This is a genomic window from Enterovibrio norvegicus DSM 15893 (genome assembly GCF_900115495.1).
Classification (GTDB): Bacteria; Pseudomonadota; Gammaproteobacteria; order Enterobacterales; family Vibrionaceae; genus Enterovibrio; species Enterovibrio norvegicus.
The window spans coordinates 1,384-24,302 of record NZ_FOWR01000023.1 but is presented as its reverse complement, the minus strand read 5'-3'; the positions used below and the strand labels follow the sequence as shown (position 1 = coordinate 24,302).

12 protein-coding genes are annotated in these 22,919 nt (G+C 48.1%); 7 read left to right on the top strand and 5 right to left on the bottom strand.

What is annotated here, in order from left to right:
• The first annotated feature begins 197 nt into the window (after positions 1-197).
• Positions 198-1,136: a Dyp-type peroxidase gene (locus tag BM082_RS14990; RefSeq protein ID WP_074927552.1), complete on the top strand. Its 939-nt coding sequence runs from the start codon at positions 198-200 to the stop codon at positions 1,134-1,136.
• 106 nt (positions 1,137-1,242) lie between these two features.
• Here BM082_RS14990 and BM082_RS14985 read toward each other — a convergent pair whose 3' ends face one another.
• From BM082_RS14985 to BM082_RS14975, 3 genes are all read right to left on the bottom strand, one after another.
• A complete protein-coding gene (locus tag BM082_RS14985; RefSeq protein WP_017008222.1) occupies positions 1,243-2,841 on the bottom strand; it encodes a methyl-accepting chemotaxis protein in 1,599 nt (532 codons plus the stop codon).
• Between the two features lie 238 nt (positions 2,842-3,079).
• Positions 3,080-4,630, bottom strand: coding sequence for a trypsin-like serine protease (locus tag BM082_RS14980; protein WP_074927550.1), 1,551 nt, complete (start codon positions 4,628-4,630; stop codon positions 3,080-3,082).
• A gap of 225 nt (positions 4,631-4,855) precedes the next feature.
• Positions 4,856-5,749: a LysR family transcriptional regulator gene (locus BM082_RS14975; RefSeq protein WP_017008220.1), complete on the bottom strand. Its 894-nt coding sequence runs from the start codon at positions 5,747-5,749 to the stop codon at positions 4,856-4,858.
• Between the two features lie 121 nt (positions 5,750-5,870).
• On the opposite strand from BM082_RS14975, the gene BM082_RS14970 reads away from it, so the two are divergent.
• From BM082_RS14970 to BM082_RS14945, 6 genes are all read left to right on the top strand, one after another.
• Positions 5,871-6,305, top strand: a complete 435-nt coding sequence (locus BM082_RS14970) for a RidA family protein (RefSeq protein WP_074927548.1) — start codon at positions 5,871-5,873, stop codon at positions 6,303-6,305.
• A 61-nt stretch (positions 6,306-6,366) separates the two neighbouring features.
• A complete protein-coding gene (locus tag BM082_RS14965; protein ID WP_074927546.1) occupies positions 6,367-7,815 on the top strand; it encodes an aldehyde dehydrogenase family protein in 1,449 nt (482 codons plus the stop codon).
• Positions 7,816-7,931: 116 nt separating this feature from the next.
• Positions 7,932-8,921 (top strand): membrane dipeptidase, encoded by a 990-nt coding sequence (locus tag BM082_RS14960; protein WP_074927544.1) that lies wholly within the window; start codon positions 7,932-7,934, stop codon positions 8,919-8,921.
• A gap of 91 nt (positions 8,922-9,012) precedes the next feature.
• Positions 9,013-10,578 carry a BCCT family transporter gene (locus BM082_RS14955; protein WP_026024412.1) on the top strand — a complete coding sequence of 522 codons (1,566 nt, stop codon included), beginning with the start codon at positions 9,013-9,015 and terminating at the stop codon, positions 10,576-10,578.
• 117 nt (positions 10,579-10,695) lie between these two features.
• Positions 10,696-12,429: a hypothetical protein gene (locus BM082_RS14950; protein ID WP_074927542.1), complete on the top strand. Its 1,734-nt coding sequence runs from the start codon at positions 10,696-10,698 to the stop codon at positions 12,427-12,429.
• Positions 12,426-13,145: a DUF3726 domain-containing protein gene (locus tag BM082_RS14945; RefSeq protein ID WP_229491832.1), complete on the top strand. Its 720-nt coding sequence runs from the start codon at positions 12,426-12,428 to the stop codon at positions 13,143-13,145. Before BM082_RS14950 ends, BM082_RS14945 begins: the two co-directional genes overlap by 4 nt.
• Positions 13,146-13,828: 683 nt before the next feature.
• On the opposite strand, the gene BM082_RS14940 is transcribed toward BM082_RS14945, so the two are convergent.
• The gene (locus BM082_RS14940; RefSeq protein WP_074927540.1) at positions 13,829-16,708 is read right to left on the bottom strand and encodes a VCBS domain-containing protein; all 2,880 of its coding nucleotides are present in this window, start codon (positions 16,706-16,708) and stop codon (positions 13,829-13,831) included.
• A 490-nt stretch (positions 16,709-17,198) separates the two neighbouring features.
• Positions 17,199-22,919 (bottom strand): VCBS domain-containing protein (locus tag BM082_RS14935; RefSeq protein ID WP_074927538.1); only part of this gene is annotated, 5,721 nt, incomplete at its 5' end.

Genomic DNA, 22,919 nt, shown 5'->3' with positions numbered 1-22,919 from the left:
TTATTTCTGGGATTATCAGGCGTAACATCTTTGCGAACGATGAAAGAAAAGCAGATTCGTTACAGGCTTCCCTTATCCCCTAGCCAAAAGCTGATCTACAGTAACAACGTATTTGTTGACCATAGATGATTCAAGGACGATGGCATCCTTCCCGCCTCTATGATTCTGAAACAGGGAGTCTTACGACAGGTGTATGTATGAATGAACTTGCAATGCTCGCGCAACCAGGTGTCCTAACCAACCCAACCTCACACGTCGAATACCTGACGTTTATATTAAAAGACCAATGGTTAAACCTCGATGAGATTGGAGAAGCTCTTAGCCAGTTGCCTGGTATCGAGAAATCCATTCGACAAAAGGATCCTTCCGCTGGTTTAACCATGACGATGGGTTTTTCTGCGAATGCGTGGCCTAGCCTATTTCCCGATGTAAACCCGCCAGCCGAGTTGCGTGTATTTGCTGAAATGCAAAATGGCGAGCGTCATTTCCCGTCAACGGCGGGTGATATTTTCTTGATGGTGAAATCTGAACGGATCGATTTGAACTTCCAAGTGGCGAAGCATGTGGCAAAGGCGCTATCAGGTATTGCTGATTTGGTTGAAGATATTCAAGGCTACAAGTACCTCGATAACCGCGACATGATCGACTTTGTGGATGGCACGGAAAACCCCGTGGATGACGAGCGTGTTGAATCCGTGCTTATTGGCACAGGTGATGATTACCAAGGCGGCAGTTACCTCACCGTGCAGCGGTATGTTGATCGTCAGGGGTTATGGGACGCGCAAGCAACGGAGCACCAAGAAAAAGTCATTGGCCGCACAAAGATGGACGACATTGAACTTAGTGATGCGGAGAAGCCTGCTTGGGCCCACAACGAAAAGAGTAAGGTCGAGATGGAGGGGGAGGAAGTCAAAATGTTGCGTCAAAATCGCCCTTACGGCAATGCCATTGAACATGGCACCATGTTCGTGGGGTTTGCATCGACCGCGTCTTTAATTGAAACGTCGTTAAGGCAAATGATCACCGCCGATGAAGACGGTAACTACGACCGATTGTTGGATTATGTCGAAGCAAAAACCGGGGCGAATTATTTTATTCCGCCTCAGGCATTTATCGATGACCGCTTTGACGCTTGATAAGTGTTTTACCCATGTTAGATGAAGAGGTATTCACTGCGGGTGAGTTGGCTGACATTGTCATAACAATGCCAGTCGACGCTTATCTAAATAACTTCGTTTTAAGCTAGGTTTTAAACTGCTCGATCAGGGTTGCCAACTCGGTTGATTGCTGGCTCAGACCATTGCTGACACTGTGTGTGCTTGTGATTGCCTCTGTGAGGGTTTGGCTACCGCGCTTTAGTACCTGTCGTCGCTCCGTTAGCTGGGCTAGCTCTCTATGCTGAGATTTTATCGCGGATTCTACAACAACACTGCGTTTCTCTAACCCCTCAAAGGTTTGGCTCATTGCACTCAGATGATGTTGAAGTTCAACGCTTGCTTTTTGGTTGTTTTCGCTGGCCAGTTTGGTGTCCCCAAGTAGCCGGCTGGCGGCATCCACATTGTTGATGAGCTCATTAATCCAGGTGCGAATGTCACCTGTTGACTCAGAAGTACGCTGAGAAAGACTGCGCACTTCGTCTGCGACAACGGCGAACCCTCGGCCATATTCGCCGGCTCTTGCAGCTTCAATAGCGGCATTTAATGCGAGCAAGTTTGTCTGTTCCGCAATACTTTCAATCACGTCCATCACACTCGCGATTTTCTTGCTTGTGTCGGTGAGGCCTTGCATGGTCGATTCTACGTTGCCGACAGTGGTAACGCTGTATGCGATCGATTTTTCCGTCGCTGTCATGTGCGATTGCAGCTCATTGTTGCCGGCAACGAGGTCGCCAATGGATTCCCTGGTTTGCTGTATGGCTGATGCAATGTCCGTGGTTGCTGTATCCATCACCGTAAGAGAGTGTGCGACCTCTGTGATCTGATCTTGTGTGTCTTTGTTAATGCTCGATACGGTCTGATTTTGCTGGTCTAGCGTACCTGATTGCTTGTCGAGTTCACCGGTTCGGGTTTGGATATTGGTGACAAACTGATTGAATTTTTCGAGCAGGTTGTTGGTTGCGAGCGCGACGGCAGAAACCTCATCGCAATATTTGTCTTCAATTCTGACGGTAAGGTCTGAGTGTGAGTCTATTCCAGTGAGTGCTTTAGCGATGCGTTTTAACCTTAATATCACGGTTTTCGTCAGCCAAAGCATCAAGGAAAATGCAACCAGCAGTGAGAGGCCAATAGCCCCAAAAATGACGTTCGCTTGCTGATCAAGGAAATGAATCAATCCATTGGCGGAGGCATGTGCGTTTGTTTGTCGCTCGAAGAGTTTTTCATCTATCGAAATAAGAATAGGGTCAACGCTAGGGTACATGTCAAAGTCAACCAAACGGCCCGCGTCATAATAGCTTTTCTCGTCAATCGCTTTCTCGAATTTTTGAATGTAAGTATCGATCTTCTCCTTATTCGCCTGGTTCTCTTCTCGCCAAAGCGTTAATGAAGGGTATTGAGAAAGCTCTTGCCAACGGTATTCATAATTCGTTTTAAAAGCCTCGAATTGAGGTTCCACTTCATTCCAAAATAACAATTGTGCTTTGACTTTTTGAGAGAGTGTGACCAAAGCACGATGGTCGCGCTCCAGTGCCATCAGGGTCCAGACTTCGGGCAGCTTTTTGTTAACATATTCGGAGTAAGCGTCTGATGATCGCGAAGAGATCCAAAGCGCCAACCCACCCATGGCGATGGTGAGTGATGTGAAGAATAAAAATGCAATCAGAAGACGCTGACGTATGCTCATAAAAACGGCCTAACATGGGGATACTATGCCGCTAACTTAATTTGGGCTTATGTCAGAAAAGTTACAAATCTATCATTAGGCAAGTCTTTAGGAAGATATGTGCTTTTTATCGCGATTATTTGTATTTTAAGGTTTTATTTACTCGTATGGTTGTGATGAAAGTTTTGATTTTCATTGCGTAGAGCGACAGTGAGAAGAAGAGTACCTCTGCAGCGAGGTACTCATTTTGGTCTCTACATTATTGTTTTGCCCAAGCGAGTTGCCAGCTTGTCCCTGTCCCTGGTGCGTAAACACTGGGAGTTCCGCTGCACCAAAGGCTATTCGGCCAAGACAGACACTCAAAGCTTTCGCCATTGTTTGTGACGATGTCCCCTGCATTGTAATTCTGACCGACTTCGTAGGCATTACCATTCGCTGGCGGCTCTGTAGGTGGCTCGGGTTCTGTTGGCGGATTCACAGGCGGCGTTGTTGGCGAACAGTCAACACTGCCTATGGCTTTCCAAACTCCCCATTCATTTGATTGAGATGGGTTGTCGCCTTGTGTCCACCATTTTGCTTGCCAGGTTGTGTTTGCCCAATTCACCGTGTCGCCAGTGAGATAAATTGTTCCTGGTTTCCATTCATCCTGACATGTCCCCGTTGGTGGTGTGGATGGATCTTTGGCGATAGCCGACACCTTTGCTCGGTATATGGTTGTGGTTTTATCAATGTCAAAGGTCAGGTTTGCTGTTGCTGTTGCTGTTCCTGCCATTGATGCGCCAAATTCAACCTCTATTTGGCAACTTTCACCTGCCGCGAGTGTTGCCATCGTACATTGGTCGTTTGCGATAACGGGAGAGGTTGCAACACCAGAGCCTGTTACGTTGACATTTTCGACGGTAAAGCCAACTGAGCCAGTGTTATTGATGGCAAACGCGTGCTGTTTAATGTCACCCCAATTAAATGCAGTGAGAGTCTCATTGGCTTTGTACTCAACAGACGGCACGTCATTGGAATTGCCAACAATCCCATCAACAAAACGTCGAAGCGCTGCAATATCACTGTATACACCATACTTCCCTGGGCGTGCGCACCCAATGCCCCAGCTCACGATGCCAAGTTGAGTAATTTGTCCTGCTTGATTGATGACCAGTGGTCCACCACTGTCACCTTGGCATGAATCGATACCACCAGCAGGAATGCCGGCACAAAATGACACGTTGCCGACATTGGCATAGTTGCCACCAGACTGACGGCAAACTGCATCAGACACTAATGGAACATCGACTTCTTGCAGCACAGTAGGTGAGCTACCACCTTCAGATGTTCGACCGAGGCCTGCCACCGTAAGCGTATCGCCTTCAACTGCATATTGGCTGACGCTGCCCGCCGCGATATCAACGGCTTGTACACCCGAAGGAACGTTGGTGAGTTTAAGGAGGGCAATGTCATTGGCCAGTGTTCTTGTGTTGAAATCGGGGTGAACGAAAATTTGTTCAACATTGACGCGAACACCGTCTGTGCCGTTGTATCGAATACCGCCGATTTTTACGGCTATGTGGTTAGGGGCATCATTGTCGACACAGTGAGCGGCGGTGAGTACATAACCGTCACCGATATAGCTAGCACCACAGAATGAGCGATTGCTTGGACGGTTCACAATTTGCGTATAGAAAGCCCAATTTTCTGGTGCTGCGGGTTTACCGCCGACAATACGCGGACTGACATCTTTTGTGTCGAGAGGTTGTGCGAGCAACAAGCTCGGCGCGAACGCAGCGCCGATAAAAAGTGTAGAGAGTTTCTTGTTCAATGGGTTCTCCTTGACTATTCATGTTGGGTATTTGTGACCCATATAAAATCAAGCAGATGAATGTATGTCTCTCCAAGTTGTCGTATGTGAAATTTATGATTTGCGATTAACAGTTCGAAAGTCACTGAGCGCTTAATTGCATTTCGATGAAATCAGTGGTTTGGCACCAAATCGCGGTCATAGAATGCGGTGAGAGGTTAATTCTTTTGCAAGAAAAATAGGCATTCATTGTCTGAGGTTTGCTTTTACTTTTAATTCTCGGATACACATTTCGTAAAAATCATAAGCTTGTGGAGACATAGCGCGCGCCTTGAGACGGAATATCCCGATCTGTCGCTCTACGTAGGGTGAGGCCAGCGGCAGCCAAGTGAGGTTTTTGGCGTTATCGGGGAAGGCGAGGCGAGGGAGCGTCGTAATGCCGATACCCAATTCGAGCACGGAAAATAGCGACGTGATGTTTTCAACTGTGTAGAGCGCTGTGTTTGTTAGCGCATTGGCGGGTGTGGATTCAAGTAGGGAGCATGTCCCGTTTTTAATGAAGGGGTAGGGTGTGAGCACCTCCCAGTCGATAGGCAATGTGTGTTGAGTCAAGGGGTGATCGCTCAGGCAAACAATGCCGACGGGGTCTGCCAGTAATGGAATAAAGTCAATGCGCTCATCTTGAATGTGCAGGCAATTCCCCAGTGCAACATCCACTTCTCCTGCCAGTAGTCGATTTTCTACGCCAGCAGCAGTGTCATCCACCAACACGACTTCAACCTCTGGGTGGCTTTCCGTATAGGTTGCCAGAATACGGGGGATCAGTTTTGCGGCCACTGAAGGCACGCTTGCGATTCTCACTTGTCCCAATTGCCCAGCCGCTGCTGCGCGAAGATCGGAGTTGAGGTCCTCATACAGCTTTAAGAACTGATTAATTTTGGGTAAGCAAAGATCACCAAACGGTGTGAGCTTCGCTTTGTGCCCTGAATCAAACAGAGATTGCCCGAGAATTTTTTCTAACTCTTTGACTGATGTAGATAATGCTGCCTGTGAGCGATTTGCTTTGGAAGCCGCCGCCCGAAAGCCACCTTGCTCGACCACCAATGAAAAATGCTTAAGCTGTTGAAGTTTGATATCCATCCCGCGTCCCGTTGATTTCTCCCTCTTCCTTCTATTGATAAATAAAACTGAACAATTGTCAAAAATTAACCGTTAGATTTATCAAAATCAAAGGTGCAATATGTAAATCAAATGAAACGAAATGGTTAAAACGGATGCGAGCGCCATGTCACTAAATACCTCTTCACCTACCAATAAAACTGCAGTGCAAACTCAGCTGTTTGCCTCAAAAGCGCCTTTAGAATGGGCGGTGACGCACAACGGTACGCTTTATACGGCTCAAATTCCTATTGATGTCCGAGGGCAGCTTGTTGAAGGTGGTATTGAAGCGCAAACACGCCAAACGCTCGATAACCTTGCTCACACCCTCGAATGTGCAGGGGTGGGGATGGATGCGGTATTACAGGTGCTTATCTATGTCACAGACAGAAGCTATCTCGCCACGGTCAATAGTGTTTACGCTGAGTATTTTGAAGCGCCTTACCCAAACCGAGCCGCCATGGTGGTCGCTGGGTTAGCGCGAGAAGGCATGCTGGTGGAATTGGCCGTGTACGCAGCCGTACCAAACACAGACTAGAATCGCAGTAAGCAATACATGCTTAGAACACGTATTTAGATAACAAAATCAAGGATTTCTCATGACGTATAACACGGAAAGCGCACTCTACATCGACGGTCAATGGCTACAAGGCGCAAACACAGTTGCAAACGTTAATCCGTCTGATACATCACAGTCACTTGGTGATTTTGCTCAAGCGAGTCAATCTCAGGTTCAGCAGGCGATTGACGCCGCGAGAAACGCGCAGCCTTCATGGGAAAGCACACCACTTGAATTCAAACAAAAAGTATTACAAACCATTGGTGATGAGCTGATTGCACGTTGTGACGAGCTAGGGCGTTTGCTATCGATGGAAGAAGGCAAGCCTTTCGCAGAAGGACGCGGCGAAATATACCGTTCAGGCCAATTCTTTCAATACTACGCCGCGGAAGTGTTGCGTCAAATGGGCGACATTGCCGATTCAGTTCGCCCAGATGTAACAGTGGAAGTAACACGCGAAGCGGTGGGTGTGGTGGCAATTATCTCACCGTGGAATTTCCCAACGGCAACCGCGTCGTGGAAAATCGCCCCAGCACTTGCGTTTGGTAATAGTGTAATTTGGAAACCTGCCAACCTGACGCCTGCAAGCGCAGTGGCACTGACAGACATTATTCACCGTGCAGGCGTTCATCCTGGTGCGTTTAACTTGCTTCTGGGTTCTGGTGCCCAAGTGGGTGACACTTTGATCAATAGCCCAGACATCGATGCCGTGAGCTTCACGGGTTCTGTCGATGTTGGCCGAACTGTTGCTGCGGCAACCGCACCAAACTTTGTGCGCTGCCAGCTAGAAATGGGCAGTAAAAATGCCTTGGTTATTGCGAGCGATGCAGATTTGAAGTCAGCGGTTGATGCAACCATTGCGGGTTCATTTTCAGGCACTGGCCAAAAATGTACGGCGTCTTCGCGTCTTGTGGTGATGGAAGACATTCACGATGCCTACGTGGAAGCGCTGATCAAACGTATGTCAGAACTCAAAGTGGGTCATGCTTTGGAAGACGGCGTGTTTATGGGGCCTGTGGTTGATGAACGTCAACTCAGCGCAAACATGAATTGGGTTGAACGCGCGAAAGAGCACGGTGCTGATTTGGCCTTTGGTGGTGAGCGTCTCGACCGTGAACACGATGGCTTCTACATGTCACCAACCCTTTTCCTTAATACCGACAACAGCTGGGACATCAACCAAGAAGAGTTGTTTGCGCCAATGGCATGCATTCAGAAAGTGAGTTCACTGGAAGAAGCTATCGCCACCGTGAATGACACACGTTTTGGTTTGACGGCCGGTATCGTGACGCAAAGCCTGCGCAGCAGCACTTTGTTTAAGCGTCAAGCTCAAACCGGTTGTGTGATGGTGAACTTGCCAACTGCAGGTACGGATTACCACGTCCCGTTTGGTGGTCGTAAAGAATCGAGCTTTGGGCCACGAGAGCAAGGCCAATATGCCCGTGATTTCTACACCATTGTAAAGACGGCTTACCAGCGTCCTTACTGAGTTATTCCTAGTATTTAACAACGATATTTGATGTTTATCTTAGAGGTGTGTTTCTACACACCTCTCCCTAAACACATTCTAACGTTACACACCGCGAACATTTGCAAGGAGTCAGCATGTATCAAGACCACCTTATTATCGATGGTTTGCAGTACTGCAACTGGAACAGAGCTTACTTCGAACAGCTCAAAGAAAGTGGTGTGACGGCGATTCATGCCACTTTGGTTTACCACGAAACGGCCCGTGAAACGCTAACGCGTTTTGCCGAGTGGAATTTACTCTTTGAGCAAAATCCTGACCTCATTATGCACGTCATGTCGATGAGCGATGTAGTGAAAGCCAAAGAAGAAGGCAAAGTTGGCGTATTTTTTGGCGCGCAAAACTGTTCGCCACTGGATGACGAAATCGGCATGGTCGAGGTGATGAGAAAGCAGGGTTTGCTCATCATGCAATTGACCTATAACAACCAAAGCCTCCTGGCGACGGGTTGCTACGAGAAAAACGACAGCGGTATTACGCGCTTCGGTAAACAAGTGATTGAAGAGATGAATCGCGTGGGCATGGTGATTGACATGTCGCACAGTGCGGAACGTTCAACGTTGGAAACCATCGATCTTTCGTCACGCCCCATTTGCATTAGTCATGCAAACCCTTCCTCAGCGCACGCAGCGCTTCGAAACAAATCAGACACTGTGATCCGTGCATTGGCGGAAAGAGGCGGCCTGCTTGGTTTTAGCCTTTATCCATTCCATTTGCCCGATGGCAGTGATTGCACCTTAGAAAGATTCTGTTCGCTCATTGCAGATACTGCCGAAATGGTAGGGATTGATCGTTTAGCCATTGGCAGCGATTTGTGCCTGAACCAGCCACAAAGCGTACTGGAATGGATGCGAAATGGACGTTGGTCAAAGAGCCTCGATTTTGGAGAAGGTTCGGCCAGCAACTCGGGTTGGCCTGCGGCGCTGCCGTGGTTCCCCGATAGTAGCGGTATGAAGAACATCTTTAAGGGACTTCGCGATAAAGGGTTTTCTGAAACGGAGACCGCCAAGATCCTTGGCGGAAACTGGATCGAATTCCTCGATGCTGGCTTAAAACCAGCGGAATAACTTACTGCGGCTGAAGGATTTGCCTCCTGCTGTCAACGAAACGGGCACCGTGGCTCTGACCATTGTGTTCGCCATCATGTGGAGACAGAAGATGTCTGACTTACTCAACTCAGAGAAAACCGTGCCACAGGCACAAAGCACCATTGAAAAGCTTGGGTTAAACAACCCTGTGTTATGGATGAGCGGAGGGTTTTTGACTGCGTTCGTTGTGCTTGCACTGGTTGATAACGAACTGTTGTCGAGCCTTGTAAATGCAGGCTTTGCTTGGTCTGTGAAAATATTTGGGCCTTATTGGCAGTTGCTGCTGCTAATTACGTTCCTGGTCGGTATGGGCCTTGCGATTAGCCCAACCACATCGAAAGTCCGATTGGGTGGTCTTGAGAAACCAGAGCTAGACGGTTTCAAATGGTTAGCCATTATTCTGTGTACGCTACTTGCGGGTGGTGGAGTGTTCTGGGCGGCGGCAGAGCCGATTGCTCACTTTGTGAATCCTCCTCCGTTGTATGGTACGCCTGAAGGCAATATTCAACGCCAAGCGTTCAATGCCTTATCACAGTCTTTCATGCACTGGGGCTTTTTGGCTTGGGCCATCCTTGGCACGCTAACAACCATTGTGTTGATGCACCTTCACTACGACAAAGGCCTTCCACTTAAACCGCGCACACTTTTGTATCCAGTTTTTGGCGATCGCGTGTTAACAGGCTTCTTCGGTTCTTTCATTGATGCATGCTGCATTGTGGCAGTGGCGGCGGGTACCATTGGTCCTATCGGCTTCTTGGGCTTGCAAGTCAGTTACGCGTTAAATGCGTTGTTCGACTTGCCTGACGGCTTTACCACGCAGTTCATCATCATTTTGGGTGCCATTGCGATTTACACCATCTCTGCATTGAGTGGGGTAAACCGAGGGATTCAAATTTTGAGCCGCTACAACATCATTCTGGCTGTTGGCTTGATGATATACATCCTTCTCGTTGGCCCAACTGATTTCATTATCAACGGTTACGTTCAGGGTGTGGGTACAATGATTGACAACTTTATCCCGATGGCGACGTTCCGCGGTGATATGGGTTGGTTGAGCTGGTGGACAGTGTTCTTCTGGGGTTGGTTCCTTGGGTATGGACCAATGATGGCGATCTTCATTGCGCGAATCTCTCGTGGACGCACCATTCGACAGTTGGTCACGACGATTAGCATTATCGCACCGCTTATTACGTGTTTCTGGTTCTCGATTGTGGGTGGTTCTGGTTTGGCATTTGAAATGGCGAACCCAGGCTCTGTGAGTGCGGCATTTGAAGGTTTTAACTTGCCAGCCTCTTTGCTTGCGATCACACAGCAACTTCCGTTCCCAATGATTGTGTCTATTTTGTTCCTGATTTTGACCACGATCTTCATCGTCACCACGGGTGACTCCATGACCTACACCATCAGTGTGGTGATCAGTGGTGAAACAGAACCGAATGCGCTTATTCGCTCATTCTGGGGTGTGATGATGGGGGCAACAGCCATCATATTGATTTCCCTAGGGGCGGGTGGTGTATCGGCACTGCAATCTTTCATTGTGATTACCGCGGTACCTGTGTCGCTCATCTTGCTTCCTGCACTTTGGAATGCGCCACAAATCGCAATGAAGATGGCGACAGCGCAAGGGTTGAGATAACCCGCTGACGCAATTGGACAGAAATATGCCGTTTCGGAACATCACGAACTCGTGATGTTCCGGATAATTATGGATAAGGACAAATAGGTAACGTCCCAGAATCATAGGTGAGCATGAATGAACGCGAGCTTTGCCAAGGAATCTGAGAATACGCTCCGAGACCCTGCAATCGTTATGGCCCCAACACGTTTGGGCGCCATGCACCAAACCCGCATCAGCTTTGTTCGATCGCTGATAAGAAAAATGGCGACTGAAAATTGGAAAGTGTCGCAAGCCCTTTGGAAAATGAGTGACAAGGGTTTTGGTACCGCAGTTTACGAACTTGAAGCTTCTTATGACACATACCAATTGGTTGTCTTCTCTGATGCGATTGCGGATGAAGATCGAAATGACCGTGTCATTGCTGAAAAATGGGATGTCACCTTCGCGCTAATCCGTGGGCGTGCGGATATGAGCACCATTGAACAACTTCGTCAAAATGTTCCCCTACAAGAAGCAGGTCGTAATTCTTCCCGTGTGCTGGTGTTGGCGCGTGCAAACAAAAGCGTGCGCGTATTCGAACACTTGGTGTCGTCATTGGCACAAGGCGAACAGCCAAACACGGCTGAGATTGCCCGCGTGGGGTATATCCTCCGTACCACGGCTGTTTACGGCAATGGGAAGTTTGGCATTGCAGATTTTGAAACTCTGCAGAGCAACGAAGATTTTAATTTAACGTTCAGCGCCCAAATGTGCGCGGTGTATATTCTTCGTCAATTCAGTCTGGATTGGGTCGAGTATATTGCCAAGCAGCGCGGCGGTGAAAAAGCATCAACAATTTGTCCTGAATTAAAACGTTACCTTGGTATAGGTAATGCGACGGGCTTGGGCATGGCTCCGTATCTTATTCGTCATCCTCGCGTGGTGGATCGCTGGTTGTCACAACGTGAAATGGCGTTGGCTTCAGCCTGCTCACAGAGTGTGAATGAAGAGAGTACAAACCGTGTGTGTGGCTTGCTGAAAAAAGCCCAAAGGCACTTTGAGCAAATCATCACGATCAACGAACAACAACAAGCGTTGAATATGGAATGCATCGCGCAGATCCCTGCATTGATGACACGCATACGACAGCAGTTTTCACCGTTCAACACTTGGGGTGATGTGCTTGATAGTGCGAGCGATTTGAGCTTGGAAACGCAAGAGGTGCTTGCTACTTGCATCATGGAGATCTTTCCTGAATGTGTTGATCGCTTCATCAACAAATTGAATACGGACGAATCTCTATCACTTGATCCTGGCATCAGTGTGAAAGACATGCTGGAGGTAATGGAAACCCGCTACCGTTGGGCGATTGATATTGACTTTACTGAGCCAGAAAACAAGTATTGGTTTTGGTATCGTTCACAAGATAAAGAAGAACCGAGAATGGGTGTTCGCGGCCAGGAGCCTGGAGAAGAACGCGAATTACCTTTGGACATTGGGCGTCAAGTGTCGAAATTGTATGCGGCACTGCAACAGGCGGATCCGTCATTGTCTTTGGCGCACTTTTTGTTGAGTAATCCTTCTCATCGCGTGATTTCACGACGTGTGTGGACCATGGCGCAGCAGCCGATGGGCGATATTCAAATGAATGTCTTGTCAGAGCGTGCATTACCGATGCATTTGTTGCGCTGTAAATTGTCGATGTTTGGTGCGACTAAGTTTGACCCTCGATCAGACCGTTGGGTGCGTGTGACCTTATTCCAAGGTGCGCCTTTAGTGAGTGATCTCGCCGCTAAACGGTTTGAGGAAAGCTGGTTGTTTCCATTGATGCCTTGTACTGAGTGCGAAGTGACAGCGTTGGCAACGTGTAAGCGAGGGGGGCTGGCATGATGTATCTCTCTCACAATGAACTGGTTACCCTGTGCAGTAAGGCTTATGAAAGCTTACATCGCCAATGTGGGGAATCGGATGTGATTGCTAACATGGTGGCAGATTTAGAAATGTCAGGGCTAAAAGGCGTCTCTCATTTTGTGTCATCCATGGATTTTTTGGCGGCAGAGCCTGACGTACCTGTTGGCGCTTTTCTGACAAACGATGCCACCATTTCTGCGGATTTGAAGGGTGCGAGTCTACTGAACCATTTTCCTGCTTTGATCGATGTTTCTATGGATCAAATGATCGGTCGCTCAGCCATTCGTATTGAAATTCTGAACAGCCATAACCGCTGGTTTGCGTACGGTGAATTGCTCAAGCTGGCGGGTAAGGGATTGTCAGTTCGTGCGCAGTGGAGCAATAGCCAAGCGCCGTTTCATGTGGATTGTGTGTGGAATGCGGGGCGACGTTTTCCTGATATCTATTTCAGTGAATTGCCCCAATTACCCAAGAAATGTCTGCATATTGACGTTCAACAGTCGGCGTTTACTGCGGAAGATTTTGGTCCCTTTACAACATGTATCACGGCAAAGTCTTTGTCTGAAGCTGACCGCAGAGCATGGAGAGACGGTATCGAGATTGATGAGTCCCATTGGCAGGCTCTTAAGCATTATGCGTCACGCAATTTAGTGGAAAGCAGTGAGCAATCAAAAATGGGGGCGGGTGGTCAATAGCTCGTGCAAATATGTTTTGATTCGTTCAAGCAAGCTCGGTGTAAATCGGGCTTTTTTTGTGCGTGTTTTTGCTGGATCGGAACGAGGTAAGGTGTTGAGGAAGTAAACTGTCCATAGCGTGTTACAGAGGATGTGAGGTTTACTGATGTTCTATCTGGCAGTCAAACGAGGGTGGTCAACTGCCAGTTTTCCCCGATGTTAAAAGCGCGTTGGGCTTCTAACATACTCTAAGGTATTCGTGCCTTACAGCACGCCGCCCCAGTACATTGCATTAAACATGGTAAACGCGATAGTTGCGCCCATTAGTACAAAAAGTGGTGCGTTCTTAGAGACTTTAGCGACGATTTTCTGTGACACAAGTTATTCCTCTCGGTGAAATTTCGAGCAGATTATGCAATTTAATGTGAGGTTGATCAACCGGAATGAAGCGAAAAGTGAAAGTTTTTTGTACGGTGTTTTTTACAGGCAGACACGCATGTTTACTGGCTTGGCTAACGCCTTGTTTTAGCGAGAAGTTGTAAAAATCGTAAAACACTGGGTGTTGAGGTGAGGGATCAGGGACAAGGGCTTTCTGTATAGGGAAGCGGCAGATGTGTACGGAAAGTAAAAAAGCCAGCGTAGAGAAATTCTCGATGCTGGCTTTTATTGGTTGGCTTTGTGTTGCTTAATCGACCTTGTGTCGTTTAATCAACCATGATTTGCGATTGCGCAATCATGGCATCGATAACCGCGGTACTGATTTGCTCTGGTGCAACGCCTGTGATGGTGATGCCATAATCGCTAGCAAAATCAGCAACACTTTTATTCTCGAAGATGATTTGTTGGTCGATATCGCCATTCCCTTCAGATGACACTTGCAGTGTGGCGTTACCACTCGCGTTATCGATGAAGTTCAAATACTGGCCAATGCTCTCTTCATGCTCGTTTTGCAGCAAGTTCGACAGATCGAGCGCATCATCTGACGTATTGAAATCACCAATGGTATCGACAGCGGGTGAGGCTGCTGTTCCAACGTCGTCGAGTTCAAACACAAAGGTGTCTTCTCCCGCACCACCATAAAGCGTGTCGTTGCCTGCACCGCCAATGACGGTGTCATCACCCATGCCTAAATCAATGGTGTCATTCCCAGCACCGCCATGAATAATGTCATCGCCGAGCAACCCCAAAAGCACATCGTCACCGCTATTACCGCGAATGAGGTCTGCATTTTCACTACCAACAAATGTGATGCTGTTGAGGTCAATAATGTCTGACAGCCCAGTATCTGCGAGGCTATCGTAATAGCTGCTGATGTCTGCTTCTGTGTGACCAATAACGATAACCACTTCTGTTTTACTGCCATCGGTGGCTTGCAACGAAAGGGTATCTTGAATCGTGGCTCCTGCTGGAATGGTAGGCAGAAGGGAAGGGTCGACGGTATATGTCCAGTTACCATTGACCAGTGTGAGGCTACCGTAACTTCCAGACTCTGTGGTGTTAGCAAACACCGCCGCCAAATCTCCGTCAGCATTCACCATCGACAACGTGCCAGTCGCTGTTGTTTGACTAAGGTTAAGCGCAAGCGAGTCTGTATTGTTACCGATGACACTGTTGGCGACATAGGGTTTGTTACCCGTGACATCGATAACGATGTTTTGTTGTGCGCCATTGGTTGCGGTGACTGTAAAGGTGTCTTGCGCCACCTCATTAGTATCTAAACTTTGGGCTTTGTCGCGCTCTAGCGTGTAAGTCCAAGTACCACTCACCAATGTAAAGGTGCCATATTCGCCTTTGATGGTTGTGTCGTTGAACACGGGTACGTCGCTTGAATCTGGGTCTATAAACGCGACTGAGCCAGATACAGTAAGCACATCTTCATCGCCAATGTCTATTTTGGCAGTGGCAGAGTTACTGTCAGCATCAACCAAGTAATAGCTACCATCTTCGGTTTGAACGATAACGGGAGGCGTCCAATCATTTTCAATATCGTCAACGGTTGATTGATAGACGAGCTTGCCATCATCGCTAATGGTGTAGAGGTCGACCCCTTCTACTTTGTTGGCGGTGACGTAAACGGGTTGCCCTTCGATGTATCCAGCCGATGCGAAGTAATGTCCATTGCCAGTGATGGTGTCAGTGAGGGTCAACGTCCCCGTGTTGCTTAGCTCATAAATGCTTGCAGAATCACGGTCATTGTTGGAGTAGATGACGTAAGTTCTGCCATCCGGCGTGTGGTAAAAGTTGACGGAAGATGCATTTCCATTGTTTGGAATCTGTGTATCAACCAGCGTCAATTCACCGTTACTTTGGTTCACCGAGAAGGTTTTTATATTGTCTCGCGATGAGGTAACAACGAAGGTGCTGTAGTTGTCGAGTGTAATGATGTCGATGGCGGAGACTGCATCGCCACCATCAATGAATTCGTTATTGTTGGTGATTTGACCCGTGACAGGATCATAAGTGAATTTGGAGACCCCATCGCCTCCTGGGCGTGTGGCAAAGATATACTCGGTGCCATCTTCTGCTTCAAACACCACGTTCTCACCAATGCTTCTTTTAAAATCTTCTGCATTGATGAAGCTTTTTCCGCCATTGAATGAAAGAGTGCCAGCGTCTGAAATTGACCACGCGGTGATAGAAGATCCGCTGTTGGATGTCAAAAACAGCGTTTCGACACCATCAACGTTAAAGGCATTGGAATGGGTCAAGTTGCTAAAGGCGATATCGTCGATACCCGCCGCGGTCAGTGCTGCTGAGAGGTCGCCGGCAGACGTCGATTCAATGGTGTTATTCGCGGCGTCGTAGGTAATGCGATCAGTTTCTGTTAACGTGCCGTCATTGTTGACGCGCGAAATGGTTGCCATACCATCTGCGCCACCCGTTGTGGTCGAAATGACAAAAGCAAGACCTGTGACCGACATGGTCGTTGTCGTTCGCGTGGGTTGTGTACCGTTAGAGATCGCGTCATTGGGGCTTGTCAGGTTACTGCCTTCATTTGGGTTTACATCAAAACCAAGAAAGTTGACGCTGCCTGTCAGCGTGCCAGTAAATACTGCTGGTTGGTCGGGCGTGATGATAGGAGTGATAACAGGAGAGGTGTCGTCAGTCGTTATTGGAATGAAACGTGATGATGCACTGATTTCATCACCATCACCGCCAGCAGAATCAGTCGCTAATGCGCTATCGTCCAGAGAAAAATCAGCAACAACTTGTACGTGTTCGCTGCCTGATTCAATGGTAGGGGGGGCGGCAATGGATGATCCTAGAAGGCCTTGACCTGCTTCTGGTTCTGAATCCTCTTCGTTGAGAGGATCTTCTCCACGCTCCAATGCTTCGATGATCTGTTGAACATCGGTAGGAAGGTCGTCTAGAGCGACTTCTTCACCATCTTGCGTGTCAACACCAAGGTCTCCCTCATTGGTATTGCTGTCATTATCGATGTCGCTGTTTTTCGCTGCCGATTTTGAAGGAATGAGAATATCACCCTCTGAAAGGGTGGGATTATCGGCAGCAATTTGAATAGAACCATCAGCTTTTATGATATATGCATTTCCGGATGCCAGACCGAGAACTGAATTCGGCATTATGCACTCCTGTTGTCCGCGTCTTTAAATTATATTTATGTGTATTTTTATCTATCAGAATTTATAAGAAAACCATCGCTGAAATATCGTCCATTCTCCCACAACATGATTTTATTTATCTAATAATTGAGACTGACGATTAATTATGTCTGAGCAGTGTAAATATCGCGCAGTGACAATATTCAACTAAATCCATAGTAAATCCACGGTGTTTTGAAGGGTGTCTAGACAGTGTGCTTTCTGAGTCTCACTAGTGAGGCGTAATTGTAATGAAATCTCTGACTATTTTTTATTGCGTGCCTAATTTATTGGTGAGTGAATGTTTGGGTAACGATAAGCTCGTAAGGTGATAGCAGTGTTTTATTTTTCTGCTTGATGATGGGTGTGTTTGTTGTTGCGTGTTGATAATAAATACCCCAAAAATCTAAACGTTAAGCGTCTAAATATTTGGGGCTAATTTATAAAAGTAACGAGTTGTTGTTGAAGTGATTTAATCAATCACCAATTTTGATTGCATAAGCATTGCGTCAATGACAGAAGTGCTTATTTGATCTGCTGTCATGTTACTGGTGTCAATTTGATATGCAGACGCCATGTCATCAACGCTTAAGTTATCAAACACAACTTGTTGATTTACCACGCCATCACCATTTTTTGATATGTTCAAAATGGCGTGCCCCTGGCTGTCATCAACAATATTGAGATATTGATCGACGGTGCTTGTTGTCTCACCCTGAAGAAGGTCGGTCAGGTTCAGCGTGTCTTCTTGTGTATTAAAGTCGCTAATATGGTCAACGGCAGGGGCTGAGCCAGTGCCTTCATCGCCACTGAAATACGCAAATGTATCTTCGCCTTCGCCTCCCGTCAGAATGTCGTTTCCACGTCCGCCAGAGACAAAGTCATCACCGAACCCTAAATCAATGGTGTCGTTCCCATCACCGCCAAAAATGCGGTCGTTACCCTCTCTCGCAATGATGACATCTTCGTCATCATCACCTTGAATGAGGTCGTCATTTGTACTGCCAAGGTAAGTGACATTGTTCATGTTGATAATGTCTGACAGGCTGTCATCGGCGAGGGACGTATAGAAATTGGTGATGGCACCTTCTGACTCTCCAATCACAATCGTGACATCCGTTGTTGTGCCGTCTGTCGCGGTCAAGGTAATGACATCTTGGACGCTCTGGTTGTCAGGAATAGCATCAAGGCGCGTAGGGTCGACCGTGTAGGTCCACATGCCGTCGACAAGCACTATCTCTCCATACAGGCCAGTTTCTGTCGTATTGGCAAATACTGCCGCAAGGCCGCTAGCTCCCACAACAGACAGTGAGCCTGTCGCCTTAGATGGTGTGTTAACGGATACTTGGTCGTTAATGGTTTCCCCCAATGTAACCGTTGCCGTTTCGCTTTCATTGTTGAGTGAATTTATCGCTTTATAGCTGAATTCAGTTCCGGTGGTGTTCACGCCTTCTGCAGAAATGCTGGTGACGTTTAGATTTGAATTCACAGTTGCAGTGACATAGAAGCGTATTTCATCAAACCCGTCAGGGTCCGCGATGTTAATGGTGGCGATACCGTCGCCGCCAGATGCTTCCCACAAGTTAGGGTAGTCATATTCACCAACGATTTGTCCATCACGATAAACGATGGCATGCGCTTGTCCATTTGCTGGACGGGTGTCTGAAAAGTTACCGTAAGCGCTACTCACCACTATGTTGCTGCTGGTGATATCCGAATTGCCAGTAAATTCGATCACCATGACTTCATTGAGGGAGGATGTGAGCTCTCTATCAGCACCAACACCAATGCCACTTTCGCCGGATTGGAACTCCCATGCGATATTGGCGGGTGTAATCGTACTGCTTGAGTCTGGTTTAGAGCCTGAGAATGTGCCACCAGAGACGGTGATCCCGTCTTTTACGATGGTTGTTTGAGTAGAGCTTGTGATATCGCTTTCGGCAAATGTGACAGATGAGCGGTCAGGTTCAAACACAAAAGCGGTGTCATCTGGCAGGATTTGATTTAACGCAACCGCAATCTTAGTGCCGCTGTCATTGAAATAATACAGCACACCATCATTAGGCAATGAGGTGATTTGGATACGTGTTTCGAGAGAATCCGAAAGATCTGCGTCATCGACAAGGTCTGCCGTATAAGCATCCAGCGTGAAAGCAACATCACCTGTAGAACTGTTTTCAACAAAACCTGGTGATGCCGCTTGTGGTGACAGATCAACAATTATACTTCCTGTGTTTTCGCCTTGCAGACTCAAATCAATGGCTGGCTGATGACCTGTCACATCGATGACGATACTTTGCACTGTTCCATCCGTTGCCGTTAGCGTGAAGATGTCCTGTGTGGTTTCATCATCTGGGATGTTTGCAGATTTCTCCTTATCCAGCGTGTATGTCCATGTCCCATCTATCAGAGTCAATGAACCGTAAGTGCCCTGAATTGTGGTGTTTTCGAAGCTAGGGTTGTCGTTCGAATCAATGTCCGAAATGCCGATAATACCTGACACTGTGACACTAGAATCGTCAGTGTTACTGCTTTCGCTATTGCCGAAGGTCAGCTTGGTGGTGCTGACAATGCCATTATCTTCGCCATCACTGTCCACCAGATAATAACTGCCATCCTCGGTTTGGACGATAACAGGTGGTGTCCAATCGTTTTCGATATCTGCCACGTTAGTTTGGAAGACTAATTTCCCATCTTGGCCAATGGTGTAGAGGTCAACACCTTGGGTTGCATTTGGCATCACATAGACAGGTTCGCCATCGATGTAACCGGCAGAAGCAAAGTAATGTCCTGCGCCATTGACGGTATCGGTTTGAGTGAGTTCGCCGGTGCTACTCACCTCAAAGATGGTCGCTTGGTTACTCGAATTATTGGCGTAGATGGCGTAGGTTCGTCCATCACTGGTGTGATAGAAATTCACACTGTTGCTCGTACCCTGTGCGACTGTTGCCGTATCGACGAGAGTTAATGCCCCTGTACTTTGGTCAATAGAGAAAATTCTCACCGCGTCATTGGAGGCAGCAGCGAGGAAGCTGTCGTAATTGTCATTGGTGAAGACATCGATGGAAGAGACAGACTCTCCGCCAAAGATAAACTCGTTGGTATTAACCATCTCACCCGTCTGTGCATCATAAGCGAGCTTGGAAATGCCGTCGGTTCCTGGTCGTGTTACATAGATGTAGTCTGTGCCATCTGCCCCTTCGAACGTGACGTTTTCTCTTATAAAACTTTGGCTATCATCTGAATTGATATCTGTGATCCCGCCATTGATGGAGAGCGTCCCTGTGTCCGAAATATTCCAAGCGGTGAGAGAGGAACTATTTTGCGATGTCACAAATAGCGTTGGCTGACCGTCAATATTTGATGCGTTGGATTGCGTTAATCCATTGCCAAGTGATCTTGCTTCGATACCGAGTGCAGTCAGATCCGCGGTGATATCGCCGCCTGATGATGTGACTACGGTACCGTCATTTGGGTTGTATGTGATGCGATCAGTTTCAGTGAGTGTTCCGTCATCATTCACGCGTGATAGGAAGGTAGAAACTGTGCCTGCTCCCCATTGTGTCGCGATAACGTATGGCACACCATTGATTGTAGTGGACGTTGTTGTCCATGCCGCGTTTGTCGTACTTGTAACGGCTCCGTTATCGGCATGAACATTGTTCGTTTCATCCGGATTGATACTGAATCCATCCGCATCAACGCTACCTGTGAAACTCCCCGTCACGACAGGAGCATCTTGTGTGCCTGTCACAGCGATAGAAATAACCTGCTGTGTACCATCTGTTGCGGTCAAGGTGATGTTTTCATTCACTTCTTGACCGTCGTTTAGCGGTTGAGCATTTTGATAGAGAGTGTAGGTCCAATCGCCATCAACCAGTGTTAGAGAACCATATTCCCCAACAACGGTTGTGTTGGCAAAAGTAAGCGCATTGTCACTGTCATCAATAACCTGCAACACACCTGATACAGATTGTGGGCCGACATCCTCGATCAAGGATGAAATGTCGTCATCATCGATGGTGGTTTCGATGCTGTCAGGTAGCGCAGGTTGTGCTTCAAACCCACCACCAGACACGTTTGATACTGACACCGTAAAGACATCGTTATCCGCTGATTCATTCAATGTGTCTTCGGTAGTCGCAACAGTGAAGCTTTGCGACGTTGTGCCTGCGGCTATCGTGACGGTTCTTGTTATTGGAGTGACGTCGCCAGATTCTGACGTTTTATGACCAATGACCACTGTGATATTCATGTCGGAAATTGGCGCTTCAGATATAGATACGGTATAGCTTGCTGAACTTCCTTCCTCTACGCTGCTATCTCCTGTCAGCGTAAGGGTTGGCGCATCAACATCGCCGTCGTTAATCGTGGTTTCAACCGGCGCTGGATTATCCGGCAAGACTTCAAATCCACCGCCCGCAGAACCTGTTACCGACACTTCAAAGACGTCATCGTCGTTGGTTTCAAGGATGGAGTCATCCAAGGTTGCGACGGTGAAGTCGGTCGAGGTGGTGCCCGCTGCAATCACTACACTGCGAGTCACTGGAGTCACATCGCCGTCTTCAGAGGTTTTATGACCGACAACGACGGTCACGGTTAAATCAACCGTTGGCGCTTCGCTGATAGTCAGGGTGTAACTGGCTTCTTCACCTTCGGTGACTTCGCTATCACCCGTCAATGTAAGGGTTGGTTTGTCGGTCGAGTTCGAGTCTTCGTTGATGGTGGTTTCAACCGCAGATGGGTTGTCTGGCAAGACTTCAAAACCACCGCCAGCCGTTCCAGTGACGGACACTTCAAAGACGTCATCGTCATTGGTTTCAAGGATGGAATCATCCAAGGTTGCGACGGTGAAGTCGGTGGACGTTGTGCCCGCAGCAATCACCACATTGCGAGTCACTGGAGTCACATCGCCGTCTTCGGATGTCTTGTGACCCACCACGACAGTCACGGTTAAATCTGTCGTTGGTGCTTCTGAAATGGTCAGCGTGTATGACGCTTCCGCACCTTCAACGACTTCCGGATCACCTGTTAACGTCAGGGTCGGTTTGTCAGTGGACGTGGTGTCTTCGTTGATCGTGGTTTCAACTGCAGACGGATTATCCGGCAAGACTTCAAAGCCACCGCCAGCCGTCCCAGTGACGGACACTTCAAAGACATCATCGTCAGAAGTTTCTAAGATCGAGTCATCCAAGGTCGCGACACTAAAGTCGGTCGAGGTTGTGCCTGCTGCAATCACCACATTGCGAGTGACTGGCGTGACATCGCCATCTTCGGAAGTTTTGTGACCGACAACGACAGTGACGGTGAGATCAATCGTTGGTGCTTCGCTGATAGTCAGGGTGTAACTGGCTTCTTCGCCTTCAACGACTTCCGAATCGCCCGTCAATGTCAGAGTTGGTTTGTCAGTGGACGTTGTGTCTTCATTGATCGTGGTTTCGACCGATGCTGGATTATCCGGCAGCACTTCAAAACCACCGCCAGTCGTCCCAGTGACTGACACTTCAAAGACATCATCGTCGTTGGTTTCAAGGATGGAGTCATCCAAGGTTGCGACGGTAAAGTCGGTCGATGTTGTACCTGCTGCAATGACGATATTGCGAGTAACAGGGGTGACATCGCCATCTTCTGAGGTTTTGTGTCCAACCACGACAGTCACGGTGAGATCTGTGGTTGGTGCTTCTGAAATGGTCAGCGTGTAACTGGCTTCTTCGCCTTCAGTAACTTCCGCATCACCCGTGAGCGTGAGCGTTGGTTTATCTGTCGAGGTCGTGTCTTCGTTGATCGTGGTTTCAACTGCCGCTGGGTTGTCTGGCAGCACTTCAAAGCCGCCGCCGGTCGAGCCTGTAACAGACACCTCAAAGACATCATCGTCATTGGTTTCCAGAATCGAATCGTCCAGCGTCGCAACGGTGAAATCGGTAGACGTTGTGCCTGCAGCAATGACGACACTGCGAGTGACTGGCGTGACATCGCCGTCTTCTGAGGTTTTGTGACCGACAACGACGGTCACGGTTAAGTCCGTTGTTGGCGCTTCGCTGATGGTCAGCGTGTAGCTGGCTTCAGCACCTTCGATAACTTCTGCATCGCCCGTGAGCGTGAGCGTTGGTTTATCTGTCGAGGTCGTGTCTTCGTTGATCGTCGTTTCAACTGCAGACGGATTATCCGGCAGCACTTCAAAACCACCGCCAGT